The 18,656-nt window shown below is 67.1% G+C and carries 19 protein-coding genes and 1 tRNA gene; 11 read left to right on the top strand and 9 right to left on the bottom strand.

Annotation, left to right across the window (positions count from 1 at the left end; all coding sequences use genetic code 11):
* Positions 1-19 precede the first annotated feature (19 nt).
* Positions 20-142, bottom strand: a complete 123-nt coding sequence (locus BJY17_RS18795; protein WP_281371162.1) for a hypothetical protein — start codon at positions 140-142, stop codon at positions 20-22.
* Positions 143-312: 170 nt separating this feature from the next.
* On the opposite strand from BJY17_RS18795, the gene BJY17_RS14230 reads away from it, so the two are divergent.
* Entirely contained in the window at positions 313-564 is a 252-nt protein-coding gene (locus BJY17_RS14230) for a hypothetical protein (RefSeq protein WP_179551939.1), read from the top strand.
* 119 nt (positions 565-683) lie between these two features.
* On the opposite strand, the gene proC is transcribed toward BJY17_RS14230, so the two are convergent.
* On the bottom strand, positions 684-1,532 hold the full coding sequence (gene proC, locus BJY17_RS14225; RefSeq protein ID WP_179551938.1) for a pyrroline-5-carboxylate reductase: 849 nt from the start codon (positions 1,530-1,532) through the stop codon (positions 684-686).
* A gap of 139 nt (positions 1,533-1,671) precedes the next feature.
* Here proC and BJY17_RS14220 point away from each other — a divergent pair, with 139 nt between their 5' ends.
* Entirely contained in the window at positions 1,672-2,634 is a 963-nt protein-coding gene (locus tag BJY17_RS14220; protein WP_179551937.1) for a cation diffusion facilitator family transporter, read from the top strand.
* Positions 2,631-3,398, top strand: a complete 768-nt coding sequence (locus BJY17_RS14215; protein ID WP_179551936.1) for a glutamine amidotransferase-related protein — start codon at positions 2,631-2,633, stop codon at positions 3,396-3,398. Before BJY17_RS14220 ends, BJY17_RS14215 begins: the two co-directional genes overlap by 4 nt.
* A gap of 49 nt (positions 3,399-3,447) precedes the next feature.
* Here BJY17_RS14215 and BJY17_RS14210 read toward each other — a convergent pair whose 3' ends face one another.
* Positions 3,448-4,233, bottom strand: a complete 786-nt coding sequence (locus BJY17_RS14210; protein ID WP_179551935.1) for an SDR family NAD(P)-dependent oxidoreductase — start codon at positions 4,231-4,233, stop codon at positions 3,448-3,450.
* A 115-nt stretch (positions 4,234-4,348) separates the two neighbouring features.
* On the opposite strand from BJY17_RS14210, the gene BJY17_RS14205 reads away from it, so the two are divergent.
* Positions 4,349-4,966: a TetR family transcriptional regulator gene (locus BJY17_RS14205; RefSeq protein ID WP_322789844.1), complete on the top strand. Its 618-nt coding sequence runs from the start codon at positions 4,349-4,351 to the stop codon at positions 4,964-4,966.
* A gap of 51 nt (positions 4,967-5,017) precedes the next feature.
* Here BJY17_RS14205 and tadA read toward each other — a convergent pair whose 3' ends face one another.
* The gene (gene tadA, locus BJY17_RS14200) at positions 5,018-5,485 is read right to left on the bottom strand and encodes a tRNA adenosine(34) deaminase TadA (RefSeq protein ID WP_322789843.1); all 468 of its coding nucleotides are present in this window, start codon (positions 5,483-5,485) and stop codon (positions 5,018-5,020) included.
* A gap of 47 nt (positions 5,486-5,532) precedes the next feature.
* On the opposite strand from tadA, the gene upp reads away from it, so the two are divergent.
* From upp to BJY17_RS14170, 6 genes are all read left to right on the top strand, one after another.
* A complete protein-coding gene (upp, locus tag BJY17_RS14195) occupies positions 5,533-6,168 on the top strand; it encodes a uracil phosphoribosyltransferase (protein ID WP_179551933.1) in 636 nt (211 codons plus the stop codon).
* 499 nt (positions 6,169-6,667) lie between these two features.
* Positions 6,668-7,462: a winged helix-turn-helix domain-containing protein gene (locus tag BJY17_RS14190; RefSeq protein WP_179551932.1), complete on the top strand. Its 795-nt coding sequence runs from the start codon at positions 6,668-6,670 to the stop codon at positions 7,460-7,462.
* A gap of 61 nt (positions 7,463-7,523) precedes the next feature.
* Entirely contained in the window at positions 7,524-8,510 is a 987-nt protein-coding gene (locus BJY17_RS14185; RefSeq protein ID WP_179551931.1) for a YncE family protein, read from the top strand.
* A 225-nt stretch (positions 8,511-8,735) separates the two neighbouring features.
* A complete protein-coding gene (locus BJY17_RS14180) occupies positions 8,736-9,179 on the top strand; it encodes a MarR family winged helix-turn-helix transcriptional regulator (protein WP_179551930.1) in 444 nt (147 codons plus the stop codon).
* Between the two features lie 112 nt (positions 9,180-9,291).
* On the top strand, positions 9,292-10,737 hold the full coding sequence (locus BJY17_RS14175) for an anaerobic C4-dicarboxylate transporter family protein (protein WP_179551929.1): 1,446 nt from the start codon (positions 9,292-9,294) through the stop codon (positions 10,735-10,737).
* Between the two features lie 64 nt (positions 10,738-10,801).
* Positions 10,802-12,157: a M20/M25/M40 family metallo-hydrolase gene (locus BJY17_RS14170; RefSeq protein ID WP_179551928.1), complete on the top strand. Its 1,356-nt coding sequence runs from the start codon at positions 10,802-10,804 to the stop codon at positions 12,155-12,157.
* A 315-nt stretch (positions 12,158-12,472) separates the two neighbouring features.
* Here BJY17_RS14170 and BJY17_RS14165 read toward each other — a convergent pair whose 3' ends face one another.
* The 3 genes from BJY17_RS14165 to BJY17_RS14155 form a co-directional block, all read right to left on the bottom strand.
* Positions 12,473-12,766, bottom strand: coding sequence for a GNAT family N-acetyltransferase (locus BJY17_RS14165; RefSeq protein WP_179551927.1), 294 nt, complete (start codon positions 12,764-12,766; stop codon positions 12,473-12,475).
* Positions 12,729-14,054, bottom strand: coding sequence for a hypothetical protein (locus tag BJY17_RS14160; protein ID WP_179551926.1), 1,326 nt, complete (start codon positions 14,052-14,054; stop codon positions 12,729-12,731). Before BJY17_RS14160 ends, BJY17_RS14165 begins: the two co-directional genes overlap by 38 nt.
* Before the next feature lie 359 nt (positions 14,055-14,413).
* Positions 14,414-14,501 (bottom strand) — tRNA-OTHER (locus tag BJY17_RS14155).
* 82 nt (positions 14,502-14,583) lie between these two features.
* On the opposite strand from BJY17_RS14155, the gene BJY17_RS14150 reads away from it, so the two are divergent.
* The gene (locus BJY17_RS14150; protein ID WP_179551925.1) at positions 14,584-15,042 is read left to right on the top strand and encodes a DUF2797 domain-containing protein; all 459 of its coding nucleotides are present in this window, start codon (positions 14,584-14,586) and stop codon (positions 15,040-15,042) included.
* A gap of 224 nt (positions 15,043-15,266) precedes the next feature.
* On the opposite strand, the gene BJY17_RS14145 is transcribed toward BJY17_RS14150, so the two are convergent.
* Together BJY17_RS14145 and BJY17_RS14140 are read right to left on the bottom strand one after the other, a co-directional pair.
* Entirely contained in the window at positions 15,267-17,393 is a 2,127-nt protein-coding gene (locus BJY17_RS14145; protein ID WP_179551924.1) for a BbrUII/HgiDII family restriction enzyme, read from the bottom strand.
* Between the two features lie 17 nt (positions 17,394-17,410).
* On the bottom strand, positions 17,411-18,466 hold the full coding sequence (locus BJY17_RS14140) for a DNA cytosine methyltransferase (protein WP_179551923.1): 1,056 nt from the start codon (positions 18,464-18,466) through the stop codon (positions 17,411-17,413).
* Positions 18,467-18,656 lie beyond the last annotated feature (190 nt).

Below are 18,656 nucleotides of genomic sequence, written 5' to 3'. Positions count from 1 at the left end.
GCGCCCGGCCGCCTCGGCGTCAGCGCTTGCGCGGCTTGACGATGCCGTCTTCGGCCTTCTCGCGCTTCAGTGCTCGCTTCTCTTTCAACGAGAGCTGGGCTTGCTTCTTGGCGGTGTTTCCGCGGGCGTTCTTCTCGGACATGCTGGGCTCGCTTCCCTTCATCAGCTGGCGGGCTTCCGATGACCATAGCCCACCCCCCAGGGGAAGTCACTTCGGCAGCCACCGCCCCGTGCCCGCGTTTCGAAACCGGCCCGGTTCAGGCATTTCCTTGCGCGTGGGCTATACTGGCAGGTCACGCCAAAGGAGGCGACATGAAGAGGATCCCAACATTCCTCGCGACGATGGTCGTCGCGACCTGGCTGTTCATGATCGGCTTCGCAGCCGGTTTCGAGAGTGAACTCGCCGCCCACCCGACGCTCACCCGCGAACACCCCGACGCACTGGTCGCCGGACTCACCATGGGCATCAGCGCCGTCGGCGCCATGCTGGTGATCGTCGCCAGTGTGCGAGTCGCGAAGTCGCTGGTCAGGGCACGAACCCGCGAAGTGCCCACGGCACTGTAGGGCCCACCGCGGGGCGAGGAGACAACGAAGCGAGCCACCGGAATCCGGCCCTCGAGCCTCAGTGCTCGGGGCCGGTTCCGGAGACGGCGCCGGCGCGTCTCCTCACCCCGCGGACGTGCTCAACCCGCGGCCAGCTCTCGCGCGCGGGCCAGCGCGGCGTCGGTGGCGCGGTCGAAGGTCTGCTTCAACCCGGCCTCCTCGAGCACGGCGACGGCACGCTCGGTGGTGCCCTTGGGGCTCGTGACGCGGCGGCGCAGCTCGGCGGGCCCGTCGTCGGACGCGGCGAGCAGTTCGCTCGCCCCGCGGAACGTGCCCTCGACCATGACGGCCGCCTGCTCGGGGGTGAAGCCCTTGTCGATCGCCGCGGCCGTCAGCTGCTCGATCAGGTAGAAGACGTAGGCCGGGCCAGAGCCCGAGATCGTCGAGAGCGCGTCGATCTGCCCCTCGGGCACGAGGAGCACCTCGCCGACGGTCTCGAAGAGCGCCACGGCGAGCGCGAGGTCGTCGTCGCTCGATCGGGTACCGGCCGAGATGCCGGTGACGGCGCGGCCGACCACGGCCGGCGTGTTCGGCATCGAACGGATCACCGCGACCGACTCGGGCAGCAGCGACTCGAAGGTCGCGACCGTGACGCCGGCCGCGACGCTCACGACGATCGCACCGGGCTCGAGCGCGTCGGCGATCTCCTCGAGGAGCGCGGGCACCATCGCGGGCTTCACGGCGACGACCACGAGCTTCGCGCCGGCGACGGCCGTGCGGTTGGCCGCGGCATCCGTCTCGGTGGCGTACGCGACGACCCCCGGAAGCGCCGCGAGCTCGGCCGCCTTCTCGGCGCTGCGGTTCGTGGCGCGGATGCCGCCGTCGACCTCGATGCCCGGCTGCAACAGGCCGGTGAGGATGGCGCGGGCCATCGAACCGGCCCCCAGGAACGCGATCGCGGGCAGTCTGACGGGGGCCTCGGCACTCATGCGACCCATCCTAGATTCGGGACCTGATGCTGTGGCCTCGCGCAGACGATTCGTCCCGGCACGTCCCCTTCGGGGTTGCTTCATGAGCGCTTCGGGCTCGACGCGAATGCAGCCGATCATCCGCCTTTAGGATTGCTGCATGAGCGCATCGGGCGGCACCAAGGCAATCATCGCGGCGTTCCTCGCCAATACGGGCATCGCCCTGACGAAGTTCATCGCGTGGTTCTTCTCGGGTTCCGCCTCGATGCTCGCCGAGGGTGTGCACTCGGTCGCCGACGCCGGCAACCAGCTGCTGCTGATCCTCGGCGGCCGCAAGGCGAAGAAGGCCGCCGACAAGGAGCACCCCTTCGGCTACGGCCGCGAGCGGTACGTGTACGCCTTCGTCGTCTCGATCATCCTGTTCTCGGTCGGCGGCATCTTCTCGATCTACGAGGGCGTCGACAAGCTGACGCACCCCCACGAGCTCGAGAACGCCTGGCTGCCGCTCCTCGTGCTCTCGATCGCGATCGTGCTCGAGTCGTTCTCGCTGCGCACCGCGGTCAAGGAGTCGAACCACATCCGCGGTCGCCAGAGCTGGGTGCAGTTCGTGCGCCGGGCGAAGGCGCCCGAGCTGCCCGTCGTGCTGCTCGAAGACGTCGCGGCACTCATCGGCCTCGTCTTCGCGTTCATCGCCGTCGGTCTCACGGTGCTCACCGGCAACCCGGTCTTCGACGCCATCGGCACCCTCATGATCGGTACCCTCCTCGTGCTCGTGGCGATCGTGCTCGGCATCGAGACGAAGTCGCTCCTCGTCGGCGAGGGCGCCAACGACGACGACCTGGCCCGCATCGAGCAGGCGATCCTCGCCGGCCCCGAGGCCGAGCGCATCATCCACATGAAGACCCTCTACCTCGGCCCCGACGAGCTGCTCATCGCCGCGAAGCTCGGGTTCGCAGCCGACCAGCGCCTGCTCGAGGTGGCGGTGGCGACCAACGTGATCGAGCAGCGCATCCGCGACGCGGTGCCGTCGGCGCGCGCCATCTACATCGAACCCGACGTCTACGTCGAGCCGAACCAGCCTGCACCGCCCACCGACGCCATCGTCATCAAGGGCCTCGAGTGACGGCTGCCCGTGGCACCGCCCTGGTGCTGCGCCACGACTCCGCGATCGGCCTCGGCAACCTCGGCCCAACGCTCGAGGCGCACGGCTACGAGATCGTCACGGTCGACGCTCCGTCGACGGATGTCTCTGCACTCGACGCCCTCGCGCCCGACCTCGTCGTGGTGCTCGGCGGCGACGAGGGAGCCTACGAGATCGACTTGTATCCGTACCTCGCCGACGAGATCGCACTGCTCCGCACCCGCATCGACGCCGAGGCGCCGATCTTCGGCGTGTGCCTCGGCGCGCAGTTGCTCGCCAGCTCGCTCGGCGCCGAGGTCTTCAAGGGCCCGCGGAAGGAAGTCGGCTGGCTGACCGTCGAGCCGACCGAGGCCGGGGCGAACTCGCCCGTGCGGCACTTCGCCGGGGTGCCGACGGTGCAGTGGCACGGCGACACCTTCGAGCTGCCCGAGGGCGTCGAACGGCTCGCCTCGTCGGGCGCCTACGAGAACCAGGCGTTCGCGAAGGGCGAGTGGCTGCTCGCGGTACAGTTCCACCCCGAGGTCACCGACGAGATCCACGAGGAGTGGCTGCAGGAGTGGGGCGACGAGCTGCCCGAGTACGGCCTCAGCCGCGAGCAGCTGCGCGAGGAGCGCGCGTCGTTCGGGCCGCTCGCGCAGGAGGCATCCGCTCGGCTGCTCGGCGAGTACCTCGAAGGGCTCGCAGCGCGGTCCACCGGCCGCCCTGTGAACGACGACGAGGTGGCGCGAACCGACGTCTCCGCCTGAGCGGGGCCGGCTCGCACCACCTCGTGAGGTGCCCGGTGCTGAGTGGCGACTAGAAGTGCGTGCCGCCGTCGATGCGCACCTCGGTGCCGGTGATGAACGCACCGTCTTCGCTCGCGAGCATCGCGACGACGCCGGCGACGGTCTCGGGGCTGGCCATGCCCTGCGCGATCGCCGGGGTGAGCTTCATGAAGAGGCTGAAGTCGGCGTCGGCGGGCAGGCCCGGGCCCTGGCTCTGCTTGCTCTCGCCGCTGCCGTCGGTCATGCCCGACGAGATCGAGCCCGGCTGCACCGAGTTGAAGCGGATGCCCTGCTTGCCGTACTCGGCGGCGAGCGCGTGGGTCATCGACTGCACGCCGCCCTTGCTGGCCGCGTAGGCCGACATGTACGGGTGCGCGAAGGCGGCCGACGTCGAGCTGAAGTTCACGACTGCGGAGCCGTTGCCCACGAGGAGGGCGGGGATCGACTCGCGGATCATGAGGAACGTGCCGACGAGGTTCACGTTGATGACCTGCTGGAACTGCTCGAGCGTGGTCTCGTGGGTGTGCGAGGAGCGGAGGATGCCGGCGGCGTTGACGAGCACGTCGAGCCCGCCGAGCGCCTGCACGGCGGCCGCGACGCCCTCGCGCACGGATGCCTCGTCGGAGATGTTCACGACGACCGTCGTGAGGCGGTCGGCGGCGGCGCCGGCCTTCGCCACGGTGTCGGCGAGGCCGGCCTCGCTCACATCGGCGGCGACGACGTTGCCGCCCTCGGCGAGCATGCGCAGCACGGTGGCCTGGCCGATGCCGGAGCCTCCGCCGGTGACGATCGCGCGGCGTCCTTCGTAACGGTTCATGACTGGTGACCTTTCGATGATCGGGAAGATGTACTACACGCTACGCCACAGTGGCACGTTGTGCCAGTGTGGCGATGAGCGCCACGTTGTCGTCATCATCGCGTACGCTTCGAACGTGGAAGAGAAACCCCCGACGCTGACCGAACGCCGCAAGGCCGCGACCCAGCTCGAGCTCGCCCGCGCCGCCGCCCGCCTCTTCACCGATCGCGGCCCCGACGCGACGACCGCCGAGGAGATCGCTGCCGCCGGTGGCGTGGCACTGCGCACCTTCTACCGGTACTTCCGCACCAAGGAGGATGCGGTCGCCCCCCTCCTCTCGGTCGGCGCCGAGCACTGGCGCGCACTGCTCGCAGCATCCGATCGCTCGGTCGACCTGCTCACCGCGGTCGAGCGGACCATCGCCGAAGCCCTCACGCCCCCCGACGCCGAGGTCGAGGGCGTGCACTGGACCCGTGGCCTCCTGCGCGCCGGCGCCGACGACCCCGCGCTCATGAACGTCTGGTACCGGGTCAACCGCGAGTCCGAGACGAAGCTGCGCGGCGTCATCCTCGAGCTCGGCGGGCCGTCGGTCGACGAGACGACCGCGCGACTCGTCGCTGCCGCGGCCACCGATGCGATCCGCATCGCGCTCGAGGCCTGGGCTGAGACGGATGACCCCGAGCTCGGGCCGGGCTCACCGGCCGAGCGGGCCGTGCAGAACTTCCGGCGTCTCTCGGCGGGCCTCAGCGCCTGAGCGGGTCCTCGAAGACGTCGAGCAGCCGTCGCGCCGCGATATCCACTCGCCTCACGAGCGCCTGAGCGGGTCCTCGAAGAAGTCGAGCAGCAATCGCGCCGCGGCCTCCGCCTCGACGCCGGCGAACACCTCGACCCGGTGGTTGAGCCTGCGGTCGCGCAGCACGTCGTAGAGCGAGCCGGCGGCGCCCGCCTTCTCGTCCCAGGCACCGAACACGACCGTCGGGATGCGGGCAGCGAGGATCGCCCCGGCGCACATGACGCAGGGTTCCAGCGTGACGACGAGCGTGCAGTCGGTCAGCCTCCAGTCGCCCGTGACCTCCGCGGCCGACCGGAGCACCAGGAGCTCGGCGTGGGCCGTCGGATCACCGTGCAGCTCGCGCTCGTTGCGACGCGCGGCGATGACCTCCCCGGCGGCGTCGACCACGATCGCCCCAACCGGCACATCGCGCGTCGCGGGCGCCTGGGCCGCCTCGGCGAGCGCGAGGCGCATCCAATCCCGGTGCTGCGGCAGCTCCACGATCTCCCCCCTCCGCGCGACGATCCTCCCGAACTAGAATCGAGCCTATGCGAGTCCACGTTGCCGACCACCCGCTCATCACCCACAAGCTGACGGTGCTCCGCGACAAGAACACCCCGTCGCCGGTGTTCCGCTCGCTCGTCGAAGAGCTCATGACCCTGCTCGCCTACGAGGGCACCCGCGGCGTGCGGGTCGAGCCGGTCGACATCGAGACGCCGGTCTCCCCCACCACGGGCGTGCGCATCGCCGACCCGAAGCCGCTCATCGTGCCGATCCTCCGCGCGGGGCTCGGCATGCTCGAGGGCATGGTGAAGCTCGTGCCCACGGCCGAAGTCGGCTTCCTGGGCATGGCGCGCAACGAAGAGACGCTCGAGCCCACGACCTACGCCGAGCGCCTGCCCGACGACCTCAGCGACCGCCAGTGCTTCGTGCTCGACCCGATGCTCGCCACGGGCGGCTCGCTCATCGCGGCGATCGAGTTCCTGCTGAAGCGCGGGGCGACGGATGTCACGGCGATCTGCATCCTCGCGGCACCCGAGGGCCTCGCGGCGGTCGAGCAGGCGATGGAGGGTCGCGGCGAGGTGTCCGTCGTGCTCGGCGCCGTCGACGAGCGCCTGAACGAACTCGGGTACATCGTGCCCGGTCTCGGCGACGCGGGCGATCGCCTGTACGGCACGGTATAAGCGCCGCCGCGAATCCCGTTCACCGAAGGATCTTCGAGCCTCGACACGCCGGGGCGAGAATCCGACGCGGATCATTTCTGAAACTGCGTATTCATCGCAGAATCTTGCAGGCATTGCGATGGGCTGACTGATCCTGCCGGATGCCTCTCGGCATCGCGCACCGCGTGCGATGTCACACCCCGTCACGCGACGGTCACGAATTGACACATGCTCGGTGATCGGTTTGACTGACGCTCATGACAGACACCGCACGCAACCTGACCGCCCACGGCGCTCTCAGGACGACCGGCATGATGATGCCGGCACGTGCAGCCATGTGTTGTCGAATGTGCCGCTGACCGCGACCCCACCGCCGAGTTCCGCAGCCGATCCGCACCCAGATCGACGCCGACTCCTCTGAACCCGCCGCATCCGGGGGTTCGCCCGGCCGAACGGCCATTCGCTCCGACCCCGACTCCAGGGGTCCGTCGCTGCACCCTTCACGCAAGGATTCTCCGTCATGTCTCTCGCACTCGCACCCGCTCCCATCCGCACCGTCCAGGCCCGCACCGCACCGTCGCTCGCCGCAGCGCCGGCGCAGGTGTCGGTGCCGCTCCGCTCCGTGCCCACCGAGGTCGCCCAGTCCGGCGCCGCAGCGTCGGCCGAGTCCGCGTCGACTGCCCGCGGCCCGCGGGTCCGCGCCGTGCCCGAGGGCACCGAAGCGCGCGGCTTCGTGCTCTACGTCGGCATCGATGAGGCCAAGGCCCTCTCCGACGGCACGACCCTCCACCGCATCGTCGAGGCGCTGCGCGCACTCACCGCCGAGGTGTCCCCCTCCGCCGAGACGTACGCCGCGGTGGCCTTGGCGCCCGAAGGAGCCGGCGGCCGCGACGTCGACGTCGTTCGGCTCGCCCTGCAGGACCCGGCGGCGCTCGCCAAGCAGCGCGAGGGTCAGGGCGTCCGCGACGATGCCGACCGGCACCCCAACGGCGTGATCATCGACATCTCGCGCAAGCGCGTGCTGCTCGACGGCGAGGCCGCCGGCCTCACCTACAAGGAGTTCGAGCTGCTGCAGTACCTCGTGTTGCGCGAGGGCCGCACGATCGACCGCCACGAGCTCATCGACAACCTGTGGGACGCCGACGACGAGGCCCCGAGCGAGCGCACCATCGACGTGCACGTGCGTCGCCTGCGCTCGAAGCTCGCGCACTACCAGGACATCGTGCGCACCGTTCGCGGCGTCGGCTACCGCTTCGACCGCCACGCGGATGTCTCGATCCGCCAGGCGTCGACGCCCTCCCCCGACCTGTACTGAGGCTGCTTGCAGTCCTTGATCGGATCCACGGCGCTACGCTGACCTCGACGAGGGAGGTCGGATGCCGCTGGGCTTCTCCGTACAGCGCGTGGATCTGCCGCGCCGGGCAGATCCGCACCCTGCCTACCCCTCGCACCTTCGCCGCCTTCCCGACGCCACCCTCGTCACCACTTGGATCGAGGGAACCGCTGCGGTGCGCCTTGCCGTCATCGATCCTCGAAGCGGGGCGGTGACGGTCCGCAAGGGTATCCGGGGGCAACTTCGAGACGTCGTCGTCTCCGAGGCCGGCGATCGTGCGTGGCTCATCTGCACGCACGGGGTTCACGAGTTCGACGTCGCGACATCGACCGTGCGACGCACGCTGACGAAAGGACTCGGCGTCGAGGCGTCCCGCCCGCTGCGCCTCGACGAGGACACGGTCCTGCTCGTGCAGCGTTTCGCGGCGACGTCTGCGATCGTGTCGCTCGAACGCATGGAGGTGATCGGCAGATTGCGTTTCGACCGCCCCGACTTCGTGCACCGACGCGGTGAGCACCGCATGCTCCTGAGCTTCGCGGACGGACACGGCCGAACACTCGGCGCGGACAACCGCCTCGTGCGGGGCGGCGGAATCGGCGTCCCGATCGGGATCGACGCGATCGACCTCGGTGATCGCATCGCCGTCGTCTCCGGCACGCGACATGCTTGGCACAACCCGCACGGGCTCGACCCTGAACGCCATGCCAGAGTGGAGCCGGAAGGCGTGATCGCGATGCTCGATCCCACCACGTTGGCCGTCACTCGACGCGGCGCGAACATCGGGATGCGCCGGCTCATCGGCCCCGACGACGCGGGACGACTCGTCGGAACGGATTTCGAGTTCCAGGGGCGCGGGCGGCGACTGATCATCTCAGACCGCGATGGCAGCCGGATGATCAGTGAACTCGTATTCGACGAGCCGGTGCTGGAAGGCATCGCCCTGGATGGGACATCCGTCGCCATCAATCACGATGCCGGAGACGGCTCCGCATCGCCCTACATCTCCATCACGAACTGGTTCGAAAAATAACGGAACGATAACTAGCGCCTGTTACCGATCCGTTATATATTCGGAACTGCGCCGCTTGTTTGCTGTGGCAGGCGGCGCGGAATGTGATTGCAGGACACTCTTGGTGCAAGGGAGAGGGTCGGTCGCCAGCCTCTGCGACCGACCCTCAACCGTCCTCCCACCCCGCACCCGATTCCTGCTGCGGTTCCCTATTGTGGGATCAGCCCACAATCGGAAGGACCCCGCATGGCAGATCGCGCGATCACGGTGGCCGCTTGGGAATCGCTGTTCCGTGCGCAGGTCTCGATCATGCGCGCTCTCGCGGCCGAGTTCCCCAGCGACGTCATCTCGCTCAACGAGTACGACGTGCTCTTCAACATCACCCGCGCGCCGGGTCGGCGCCTGCGCCTCAAGGATCTGAACCACAACGTGCTCATCACCCAGCCGAGCGTGAGCCGGCTCGTCGATCGCCTCACCGCCCGAGGGCTCGTCGCGAAGCTGCCCGATCCGCGCGACGGTCGCGGCACGATCGTCGCGATCACCGACGAGGGCTTCGACCTCTTCCGCCGGGTCGCGATCACGCACATGGACGCGATCAATCGCCAGTTCGGCGACAGCCTGTCCGAAGACGAACTCCGAACACTCGCCGACCTCTGCAATCGGCTGCGCCCCGAACTCGACCGGGCCTGACAGCCGGCCGATCCGCGGATTCGTGCGCGAAAACTCGGTATAGACGAGCGGCTCTCCACGGCGTTACTCTCAGCTCAGACAGTGGGTCTGGCTGGGTTCCTGGGGGGAAGTCATGGACATCGTGCTCGTCATCCTGCAAGCCTGCATCGTCATCGGCGCGATCGTGCTCGGTGTCCGAACCGGCGGCATCGGCCTGGGCCTGTGGGGCGTCGTCGGCACCGTGATCCTCGTGTTCGTCTTCCAACTGCCACCGGGCGCCATCCCGATCGACGCGTTCTTCATCATCATCGCGGTGATCACGGCGTCGTCGGCGATGCAGGCGGCCGGCGGCATCGACTATCTCGTGGCGATCGCGTCGAAGATCATCCAGCGCAATCCGAAGCGGCTCACCTACGTCGCGCCGCTCGTGGCGTTCGTCTTCACCGTGCTCTCGGGCACCTCGAACATCTTCTTCGCACTGATCCCCGTGATCTACGAGACGGCGTACCGCAATGGGCAGCGACCGGAGCGGGCCCTCGCCGCTTCGACGGTCACCTCGGGCCTCGGCATCACCGCCAGCCCGGTGTCAGCGGCAATGGCGGCCTACCTCGTGCTCATGGACGGCACCGGTTACGGACTGCCGCAGATCCTCCTCATCACGGTGCCCGCGGCGATCGTCGCCTGCATCGTCACCTCCCTCGTGCAGCAGCGCGTGGGCAAGGACCTGCTCGACGACCCGGTGTTCCTGAAGCGGGTCGCCGACGGCACCGTCGAGGTGCCCGCCGCGCTGCAGGCCCGCTACGCGGCCAAGGTCGGCGGCGGCGCACCGGTCGCGGCAGGCGGCACCGGCACGGCGACGGCGACCGGCGGTTCGGATGCCGCGGCAGACGTGCCGCCCGCACGCATCGAGCACCCCGTGCCCCCGGGCGGCGCGACCGCGGCGTGGATCTTCGTCACCGGCACCCTGCTGATCGTGCTGCTCGGCCTCTTCCCGGGCCTGCGCCCCGCCTTCCCCGATGAGACCGGCGAGCTCGTGCCGCTCGGCATGTCGACCATCATCGAGATGATCATGTTCACGGTGGCCCTCGTCATCATCCTCGTGCGCAAGGTGAAGCCGTCGCTGGTGGTCGAACAGCCCCTGCTGCGGGCCGGCTTCGTCGCCGCGGTCGCACTGTTCGGCATCGCCTGGATGGCCGACACCTTCATCTCCGCCAACGAGGAGACGATCATCGAGCCGCTCGGCGCGATGATCGAGGCCAACCCGCTGCTCCTGGCCGTGGCGCTCTTCATCGTCTGCGGCCTCACCACGAGCCAGTCGGCGACGACGAACACGATGATCCCGATCGCCCTCGCCGCCGGGCTCGCCCCGGGCGTCATCACCGCGATGTGGCCGTCGCTCATCGGCGTCTGGCTGTTCCCGGCCAACGGCTCGCAGATCGCCGCCGTCGAGACCGACCTGACGGGGTCGACGAAGCTGACCCAGGTGCCGGTCTGGCACTCGTTCACGATCCCGATGCTCGTGTCGTGGGTCGCCGTCGTCGGGGCGGGCCTGCTGATCCAGCTCGTCGTCCCCGCCTGACTCGGCGCCGAGTCACGACGACCGGCGCCCGAAGCTTCCCTACCATCCAGCCGAGGAGGAACCCATGACCGACGCCGACGACGTGAAGTCCGCCGCAGCGCAGTTGATGCCCGAGGTGCTCGAGCGCCTCGAGACGCTCGTGCGCATCCCATCCGTCGCGTTCCCTGGGTTCGACCCCGAGCCCGTGCACCGCATGGGGGCGGCCGTCGTCGAGCTCTTCGAAGCGGCAGGTGCCGCGGGCGTGAAGCTGCTCGACGTGCCCGACGGCTACCCGTGCGTCTACGCGGATCTGCCGGGCCCCGAGGGCTCGCCGACCGTGCTGCTCTACGCCCACTACGACGTGCAGCCGGCCGCCGGGAGCCAGGGCTGGTCGACCGAGCCGTTCGAGCCGGTGACCAAGGACGACGGGCGCATCTACGGCCGCGGGGCCGCCGACGACAAGTCGGGCCTCGTCATCCACTACGGCACCCTGAAGCTGCTCGGAGCCGACCGGCCGTGCCGGGTGAAGATCCTCGTCGAGGGCGAGGAGGAGACGATCTCCCACCTCGAGGCGTTCGTCGAGGCGAACCCCGATCTCTTCGCCGCCGACGCCTACGTCATCGCCGACATCGGCCCGCAGCGCGTTGGCCGGCCGGGCCTCACGACCGCCCTTCGAGGGGATGTCGCGTGCACGGTCACCGTGCGCACCCTCGGCAACCCCGTGCACTCGGGCATGTTCGGCGGCGCGGCGCCCGACGCCATGACGGCGATGATCCGCATCCTCGACACGCTGCACGACGAGCACGGCGACACCGTCATCCCCGGCGTCGACAGTGGCCACTGGAGCGGTGCCGACATGGAGGAGGACGTCTACCGCGAGGGCTCGGCCGTGCTGCCCGGGGTGGAGTTCCTCGGCACGGGCTCGCTCTCCGACCGCATCTGGGCGAAGCCGTCGGTGACCGTGCTCGGCATGGACCTGCCGAACACCGCCGAGGCCTCGAACGTGCTGCTGCCCTCCGTGACCGCGAAGCTCTCGATGCGCATCGTGCCCGGCGCCGACGCCGACGCGCAGCTCGACGCGCTCATGGCGCACCTCCGCGCCCAGCGACCGTGGAACTGCGAGGTCGAGGTCGAGAAGGTGAAGACGGGGCATCCGTTCGCCGTCGACGCCTCGCATCCGGCGATCGTCGCCGCCTCGGCGGCACTCGAAGCGGCCTACGGCGCGCCCGTGGAATCGATCGGCAGCGGCGCATCCATCCCGCTCGTGGCTTCACTGCAGAAGGTCGCCCCGGGTTCGGCGATCGTGCTCTGGGGCGCCGAGGACACCGCTCAGTCGCGCATCCACGCGTCCGACGAGTCCGTCGACCCCGGTGAGATCGAGCGGATGATCGCCGCGCAGACCCTCTTCATCCAGGGACTCGCGGCAGCAGACCGCTCCTGACCGGACCTGACGGCTCGGCGCTCGCACACGGGACGGCGGGGCGGGAACCCTACCTCCCGCCCCACCGCGGTCTCCTTGGAGACCACTCCCGCCGAGCGACCCGAACTGAGCCCGGCGAGCTTGTCCCGGCGATCGGAGGAATGCTCCATCGCGCTGCTCGCGGGGGTCAGCGCGGGCAGGTCGGCACGGGGGTCGACTCGGGTCTGCTCGAATCGTAGCCGCAGGGATGCCCGCTGGATACTGCCCCGATTGGGGGGTGAGAACGCTTCCACGCCGGCCGCTGCGGCAACGGCTCGGGCACGCGGGTGCCGACGGTCAGGGCCAGTCGACGGATGCCTCGTACTCCTCGTGTCGACGAAGGTAGGCGGCGATGAACGGGCATTCGGGCACGATGCGCTCACCGCGGGCGACGGCGTCGTCGAGCGCGGTCCTGGCGAGCTTGCTGCCGAGGCCGCGGCCCTCGAACTCGGGCAGCACCACGGTGTGCGTGAAGACGATCGCGCCGTCTTCGAGTCGGTACTGCGCGAAACCCGCACGCTCGCCCCCGAACGTCAGGTCGTAGCGGTGACGGTCATCGTTGCGGACGATCTCGACGATGTCGGTGGCCATGGCGCGACTCTACTCGACCGTCGCGGCGGACGCGCCGCGACCGGCGCAGGCCCCGCCGTCGCGGCGCGGTCGCCGCAGGCGTCGCCGCCGCGCTCAATCGCACGGTTCGGGCGGGTACGACGTGGCGCCGTCGCCCGGCGCAGGGCGTGCGGACGGCCACGGTGAGCGTGCGCGCACGCACCGCAGCGTCGGGCCGGGCGGCTCGAACGACGGCGAGCGGTTCGGGTGCGCCGCGCGCCGCACCGACGGGCCGTGACATGCAGCGGCGGATGCGCCGCACGGGCACCGCGGCATCCGACTTGCCCTCTCCGTGCTCGTGCACGGTTGCCACCACGAGCGCGATCAACCAGGCGAACACGAGCGTGAACGCCACGAGTTCGAACACGGTCAGGTTGAAGAGGCCGAGCCCGTCGTAGGCGACCATCGCGGCCGCCTCCACCGTGAGCGCGAGATACGAGAACCGGGCGAACCAGCGGGGAACCCGCGGTGCGAAGAGCTGGATACCGAGGCAGAGCAGCGCGAATGCCGCTGCGGCGCCGACGGCGAACGTGTTGTGCAGGTCGGTGTCGGTGTCGATCGGCACGAGTCCGACGCCCATGAGGCTGAACCCGACGAGCGCGATGAGCAGGCGCATCACGGTGCGCCCGACCGGCCGGAGCGCGAACGGCCCGTGCGCGAGCGCGCGGGTGAGCATCGCCGAGAGGCCCGCCATGCCGAAGCCCGACATGATGATCGCGACGTTGAAGCACGCGGCCGCCAGGTCGTTCGAGGTGCCCAGGGTGCTGAAGTTGCGCGTCCACCACTCGCCGGTGGGGGTGATGCTCATGCTCGCGAGACTGCCGGCGGCGAGCAGCATCGCCACGAGGTTGAAGGTGCGGTACGCCTCGTGCTCGATCGCGCGATGGTGCAGGCGGAACGTTCCGACACCGAACACGACGCCGAGGAGCACGCCGTACAACTCGTGCCCACCGGGGAGGCCGTCGAACGCCGAGGCGGTGAAGTGCACGGCGAGCAGCGCGATCGCCGCCCAGGTCAGTCCGTTGGCGATCGCCCGCCACTCGGCGCGCAGCGCCGGCAGCCCGAGGCGCGCGAGCCGCGCGAGCGCGTGGTTCGACGCCGATGCCACCACGAGGCCCGCGCCGACCGCCGCCCCGCCGGCGAGCGCCGGCACCACCCAGACGACGTCGATCACGTGGGAGCCGCTCGTCGCCGAGAACCGGGGGTCGAGGGCGCGATACAACACGATCGACACCGCCACGGCGATCAGCAGGGCGTAGACACGTCGCATGTGAGCGGCCAACCGACGCGAGCGTACGACTCCGAGCCGAACGTGCCCCACACGTCCGGCGGTGCCGGCGCCCGTCGCACGCGTCGGCACGACGAGGATCCGATTCGACGACTCCGGAGCGACCCCGGCGAACGCACCCCTCATATCCGAACTCTCGATCCCCAGAATCAGATGTGTTCGCGAGCCTAACCGGCGCCCTGCGACCGAGTCATCCCGGAGTTGCGTCCCCCACGCCTATACCCAGCAGACTCTCAGCAAACTGCGGGCGGCCATGAAGCACGTGCACAGTGGAGCGAGGTGTCCGGGAAAACAAGAACGGCCCGCTTTCGCGAGCCGTTCTCTCTCTGTCTCAACCAGAGTGCGCCCGGAGGGATTCGAACCCCCAACCTTCTGATCCGTAGTCAGAGTCACGGCGTCCACGGTCGTCCATCACTTACGATTCTGCGCGGGACAGAATCCGCGCGATGTGGTTCGGACATCAGCAGACGCCCTCGCGTTGCTGTGGCGGTAGCTGTCAGGATGCAGATCGATGAGTGAGCGCGCGGGCCCAATCCTGATCAACGGCATGCACGGATACGGGGACATGATCGGCGTCTCGATCGATAGCCTGCAACGTAAGCCTGACGTCTCCAAGGTTGAGAAGTGGAGCCCCCACCTGGTGTACATCATCAACATCATGGACGAGGGGCTGCACAAAGTTGGAGTCACCCGATCGACGACAGGCCGGCTCTCGAGACTCGCTACGGGTACGCGCCGCGTTGTCGAGGTGATCGAGGTAGCCAACCGCCCAGTCGCGCAGCTCCTCGAGGCAACGGTTCTCGTGCTTCGGGGATCGAAACGTGAGCGGGCCACCACGATCCGACACTTGCGCGGGGTGACTGAATGCTGGCGTGAAGACGGCGACGTGCCATCGCTCGCAAAGCTCGAGCGATCGCTCTACGAGCTTTGGGAGGCTCCCCCGAACTGGCACTTATCGGTGCGCTCGTAGTCCGGAAGTCCAGGCTCCCGAAGCGGTCAGCTCAGATGCTGGCCGCTTCGCTGCGTATACCGATCTATCAAGCCGTATAACGAAATTTGCAGTTCGTTATACGGCGCTCCTCGTACCAGTGGGTGAGGAGCGCCCGGACCGCAGCGAAGCGAGGACCGGACGCACCGCAACCCGCTGGGCCGCCGGCCGCTTGCGGCCGGCGCTTGAACGAGTAAAGAAAGTTCTCACGAATGAGCGCGGTCTTCTTCTTCATCGGCTGACACCGCGTCTTCCGCGGCGTCATCGTCGGCATCCAACACATGCAGTGATTCGATTAACCCGTCCAGCTTCTTCGCTACCGCGCTGGCGTCGAGGTAGTCCTGATACTGGTTGCGAGCATTTTCAATGAGCTCGTCGTAGAGCTGGTAGCTGCCATTGATTGGATCCAGCACGAGACGGCGATACTCTTCGGCTGACTTCAGGGCCTTTCCCTTCACCCCCGGATGGTCGCCGAGGACGAAAATGACCTCGATCTTTGCGATCTCGTTCTCGCGGTTCTGCTTGCTGAGGACGCTGGACAGAGCGTTCACGTACTTCGTACCTTGCTCGGCGAGCACAGTGACGTCTGTACGCACCGAATAGCGCTTGAGTTCCACAATCACATGGCGGCCGGAGAGAGTTGCGTAGCGGATGTCGATCCGGCCAAAGATCTCCTTCCCCTCGTCATCGGTGGCGAACACTCCCTCCTCGATCTTTCGGAGATTCTCTTCCATCGTCTCGCTGCCCGTCGCCCGTTCCCACGAAGGGTCAACCAGCCAAAGGTGGTTAAAGAGGTGCTTTTGAAGGACTACTTCCTTCTCGTCGGCATTGGTGAGGCCGCGAAGCTGCTCGATTGCTCCCACTCGGGATCGCAGGATGTCCACCCAAAGCCCTGCCTCGTATGCATCTTGTTGTCCGAGAAGCGGAAGTAGATCAGCAGCTGTGAGGTCACCCAACTTTGTGAGGTCCTCTGCTGACTGCCGAAGCCCTACGCGTTCGAACGCGAGAACGCCCGACCGTAAGAGGGCAGCACGGTCCTCTGCCTCATGCTTCTCGAAGTCGAGGCTAGCGATCGTACCGATCATCTTTTGCGCGGCATCCTTCTGCCAGTCCGGCCGTTCATCGAGCCATTCTTGGAGGCGAGGGTAGCTCTTTAGCGTGTCCTTCGCCTCCTTCTTTGGCCTCGCATCACTCCACTGATCGGCTGCAATTACGAATGCTCGACGCAGAAACTCTTGGAGCGCGACGACTCGCTCATCATCCTCGATCAGACGCTGTCGGTCGCTCGTCGCAATATCGTCATAGTCTGGATCGTCCAGGTCGAGAAAGTCCGCTTCAATCTGACCAGTGACGTAGTTGCCAAAAAGTCGGCTGAAGTCAAGTTTCTCGATGATGCCCTCTTGAATGGGGCGCTTGCGTGCGAGAACGATGATGTTCTTTAGCGAACCAGCGTCCTTGTCGTCCACGAGATCTGTCGGTTTCTTTGTCGTTCCGATCCAACCCGTAACTTTCCATCCCTTTTCGTCATCAACGTAACTGGAGGGGAGAACGAACCGCACGCAGTCTGGTGGCAGGTACTCATCCGGAATCGTCTTCGTTCCGAACTCCCATATGAACTCAAGCCTCTTAAGTTCTTGACGGTCAGCCCAGGTGATCGGCTTTTGATTGACGACGATTCGGAAGCCACCTTCGGCTGCTGGACGCGTGTCGAGCACGTCAAAGCGACGAGCCAAGCGCTTACGAAGAGCCATCGCAGTCAGCGAGGATCGTTTTTTCTTGAGATCGCTGAGCACGAGTGTGGTGCCGCGCTTTCGATACGCGGCTGGCACATCCACTGATTCGGGGTGGTAATCCTTCTGGTCACGAATCGCCTGCTCAAGGTCAGATACGACGATTCGCAACCCGTTCGATTCTTCATTCGCCGTCGTGCTGAAGACTTCCACCGTCTGCGCCAGAGAGAAGACCGAAAGCTTGCCGATGCCTTTGCGACCCATGAACGGGCGATTCCAGATCGGCGACAGCGTGCCTTCATGATCTCGCTTCTTATACCCGGCCGTAAGGAACCTTTCGTTCAGCTCCGCCACAGTCATGCCGCACCCGTCGTCGGAAACGAGGACCTCCTGGAGCGCTGATTCTGGCTTCTCCGGATCGCTCTCGGAGTCCCCATCGCTTGGAGTCTCCAGAACTGCGCGCGGCTGCCAGGTGATATTCACCTCCCCGGCATCCGCGTCGTACGCGTTAGCTACTAGTTCTGAAAGCACCGCCGCCGCGTTGCTGTAGAGGTTGATGCCAAGTGACTCAAGGACGGACAATTCGACCGTCATCGTGTACATCGGTTCTGTTGCCTCGCTCAAACAGGTACCCCGTTCACATTGCTAAGAATGGTCTCGCCGACGGCCTTTGCAATTGGCGGCGGAACTGCGTTTCCGATGAGGCGACCGATTTCAGCCGCACTTACTCGGCGGGCATCGCTCACAAGCTTGTAGTCCCGAGGAAATCCCTGAAGTAGCGCGGCTTCGCGAAGACTGATGGGCCGGTCCTGCTCAGGATGCCCGAATCGCCCGGCGCCGAAGTTATGCGCGAGCGTCGTGATCGTGGGTGACGGCTGATCCCACTCCATGCGCGCATAAACATTCTTGAACGATGCCCCTGTGGCTCGACGGTGGCAATCTGCGCGGAGTTCCTCGGGCCAGTCTTCCCAAGTTCCTCCAGGTACAGACGCTGCGATTCTCTGCATGTTGATTGGCGAAAGCCGGCGTGCGACATGTAGACGGTCGTTTGCGTCTTTGCCGCCAGACTCAAGCGCAGGCAGGCTTCCAATCGCATCACGGACGGTGCGGTAGGAACCTTGTTCCAGGTCACCGTTGGGCACCTCAATTCTTCCGACTAGAGAGGCAATCAAGACCAGTCGACGTCTGTGTTGCGGGAGCCCAAATCGTGGTCCATAACAGCTCTGCCAGCTCACTTCGTAGCCGAGCCCCTTGAGGTCGTCAACGAACTCAGCAAAGATCGCGGAGGTACCGATCCGGGCCACGTTTTCCATCGTTACCAGTTCGGGCCGCACCTCTTCGACTAGCCGCGCGAACTCTCGAAGAAGGGGCCATTGCGCCTCCTTCGATGTGTCTATCCCCCGCCGATACGGGGAGAAGGGCTGACACGGGGCGCATCCCGCCAACAGTCGGATAGAGCCTTCGGACCAGAGCGGTTCAAGATGCGCAGCCGTCAAGTTACGAACATCCATCTCAATGAAAGGCGCTTCGATATTCGACTCGAAGGGAAAGGCGCAAGCAGGGTCAATGTCGATACCAGCGACCACCTGGATGCCAGCCTCTAGGAGTCCTTGCGACAACCCCCCTGCGCCACAAAAGAGATCGACTGCCGAGATGCGGACCTTTTCGCTTACCACACCGATGACATTACGGGAGAGGAGCCGATCCGTCGACGACCCGAGCTGAACCGCTTGAAGACGTGGTTAACCCTGTGGTGGAGGACAGGTCGGGGTGTTGCGCCGTTGCAGTGAAAGCACAAAGCAAGAGCGTTCGGATCTCAGTGATACTTGATCGCACGCGAAAGCGAGCAGTCTCTTTGAGCGCAAC

Source organism: Agromyces hippuratus, from assembly GCF_013410355.1.
Classification (GTDB): Bacteria; Actinomycetota; Actinomycetes; order Actinomycetales; family Microbacteriaceae; genus Agromyces; species Agromyces hippuratus.
This window is presented reverse-complemented; position numbering and strand designations above follow the sequence as displayed.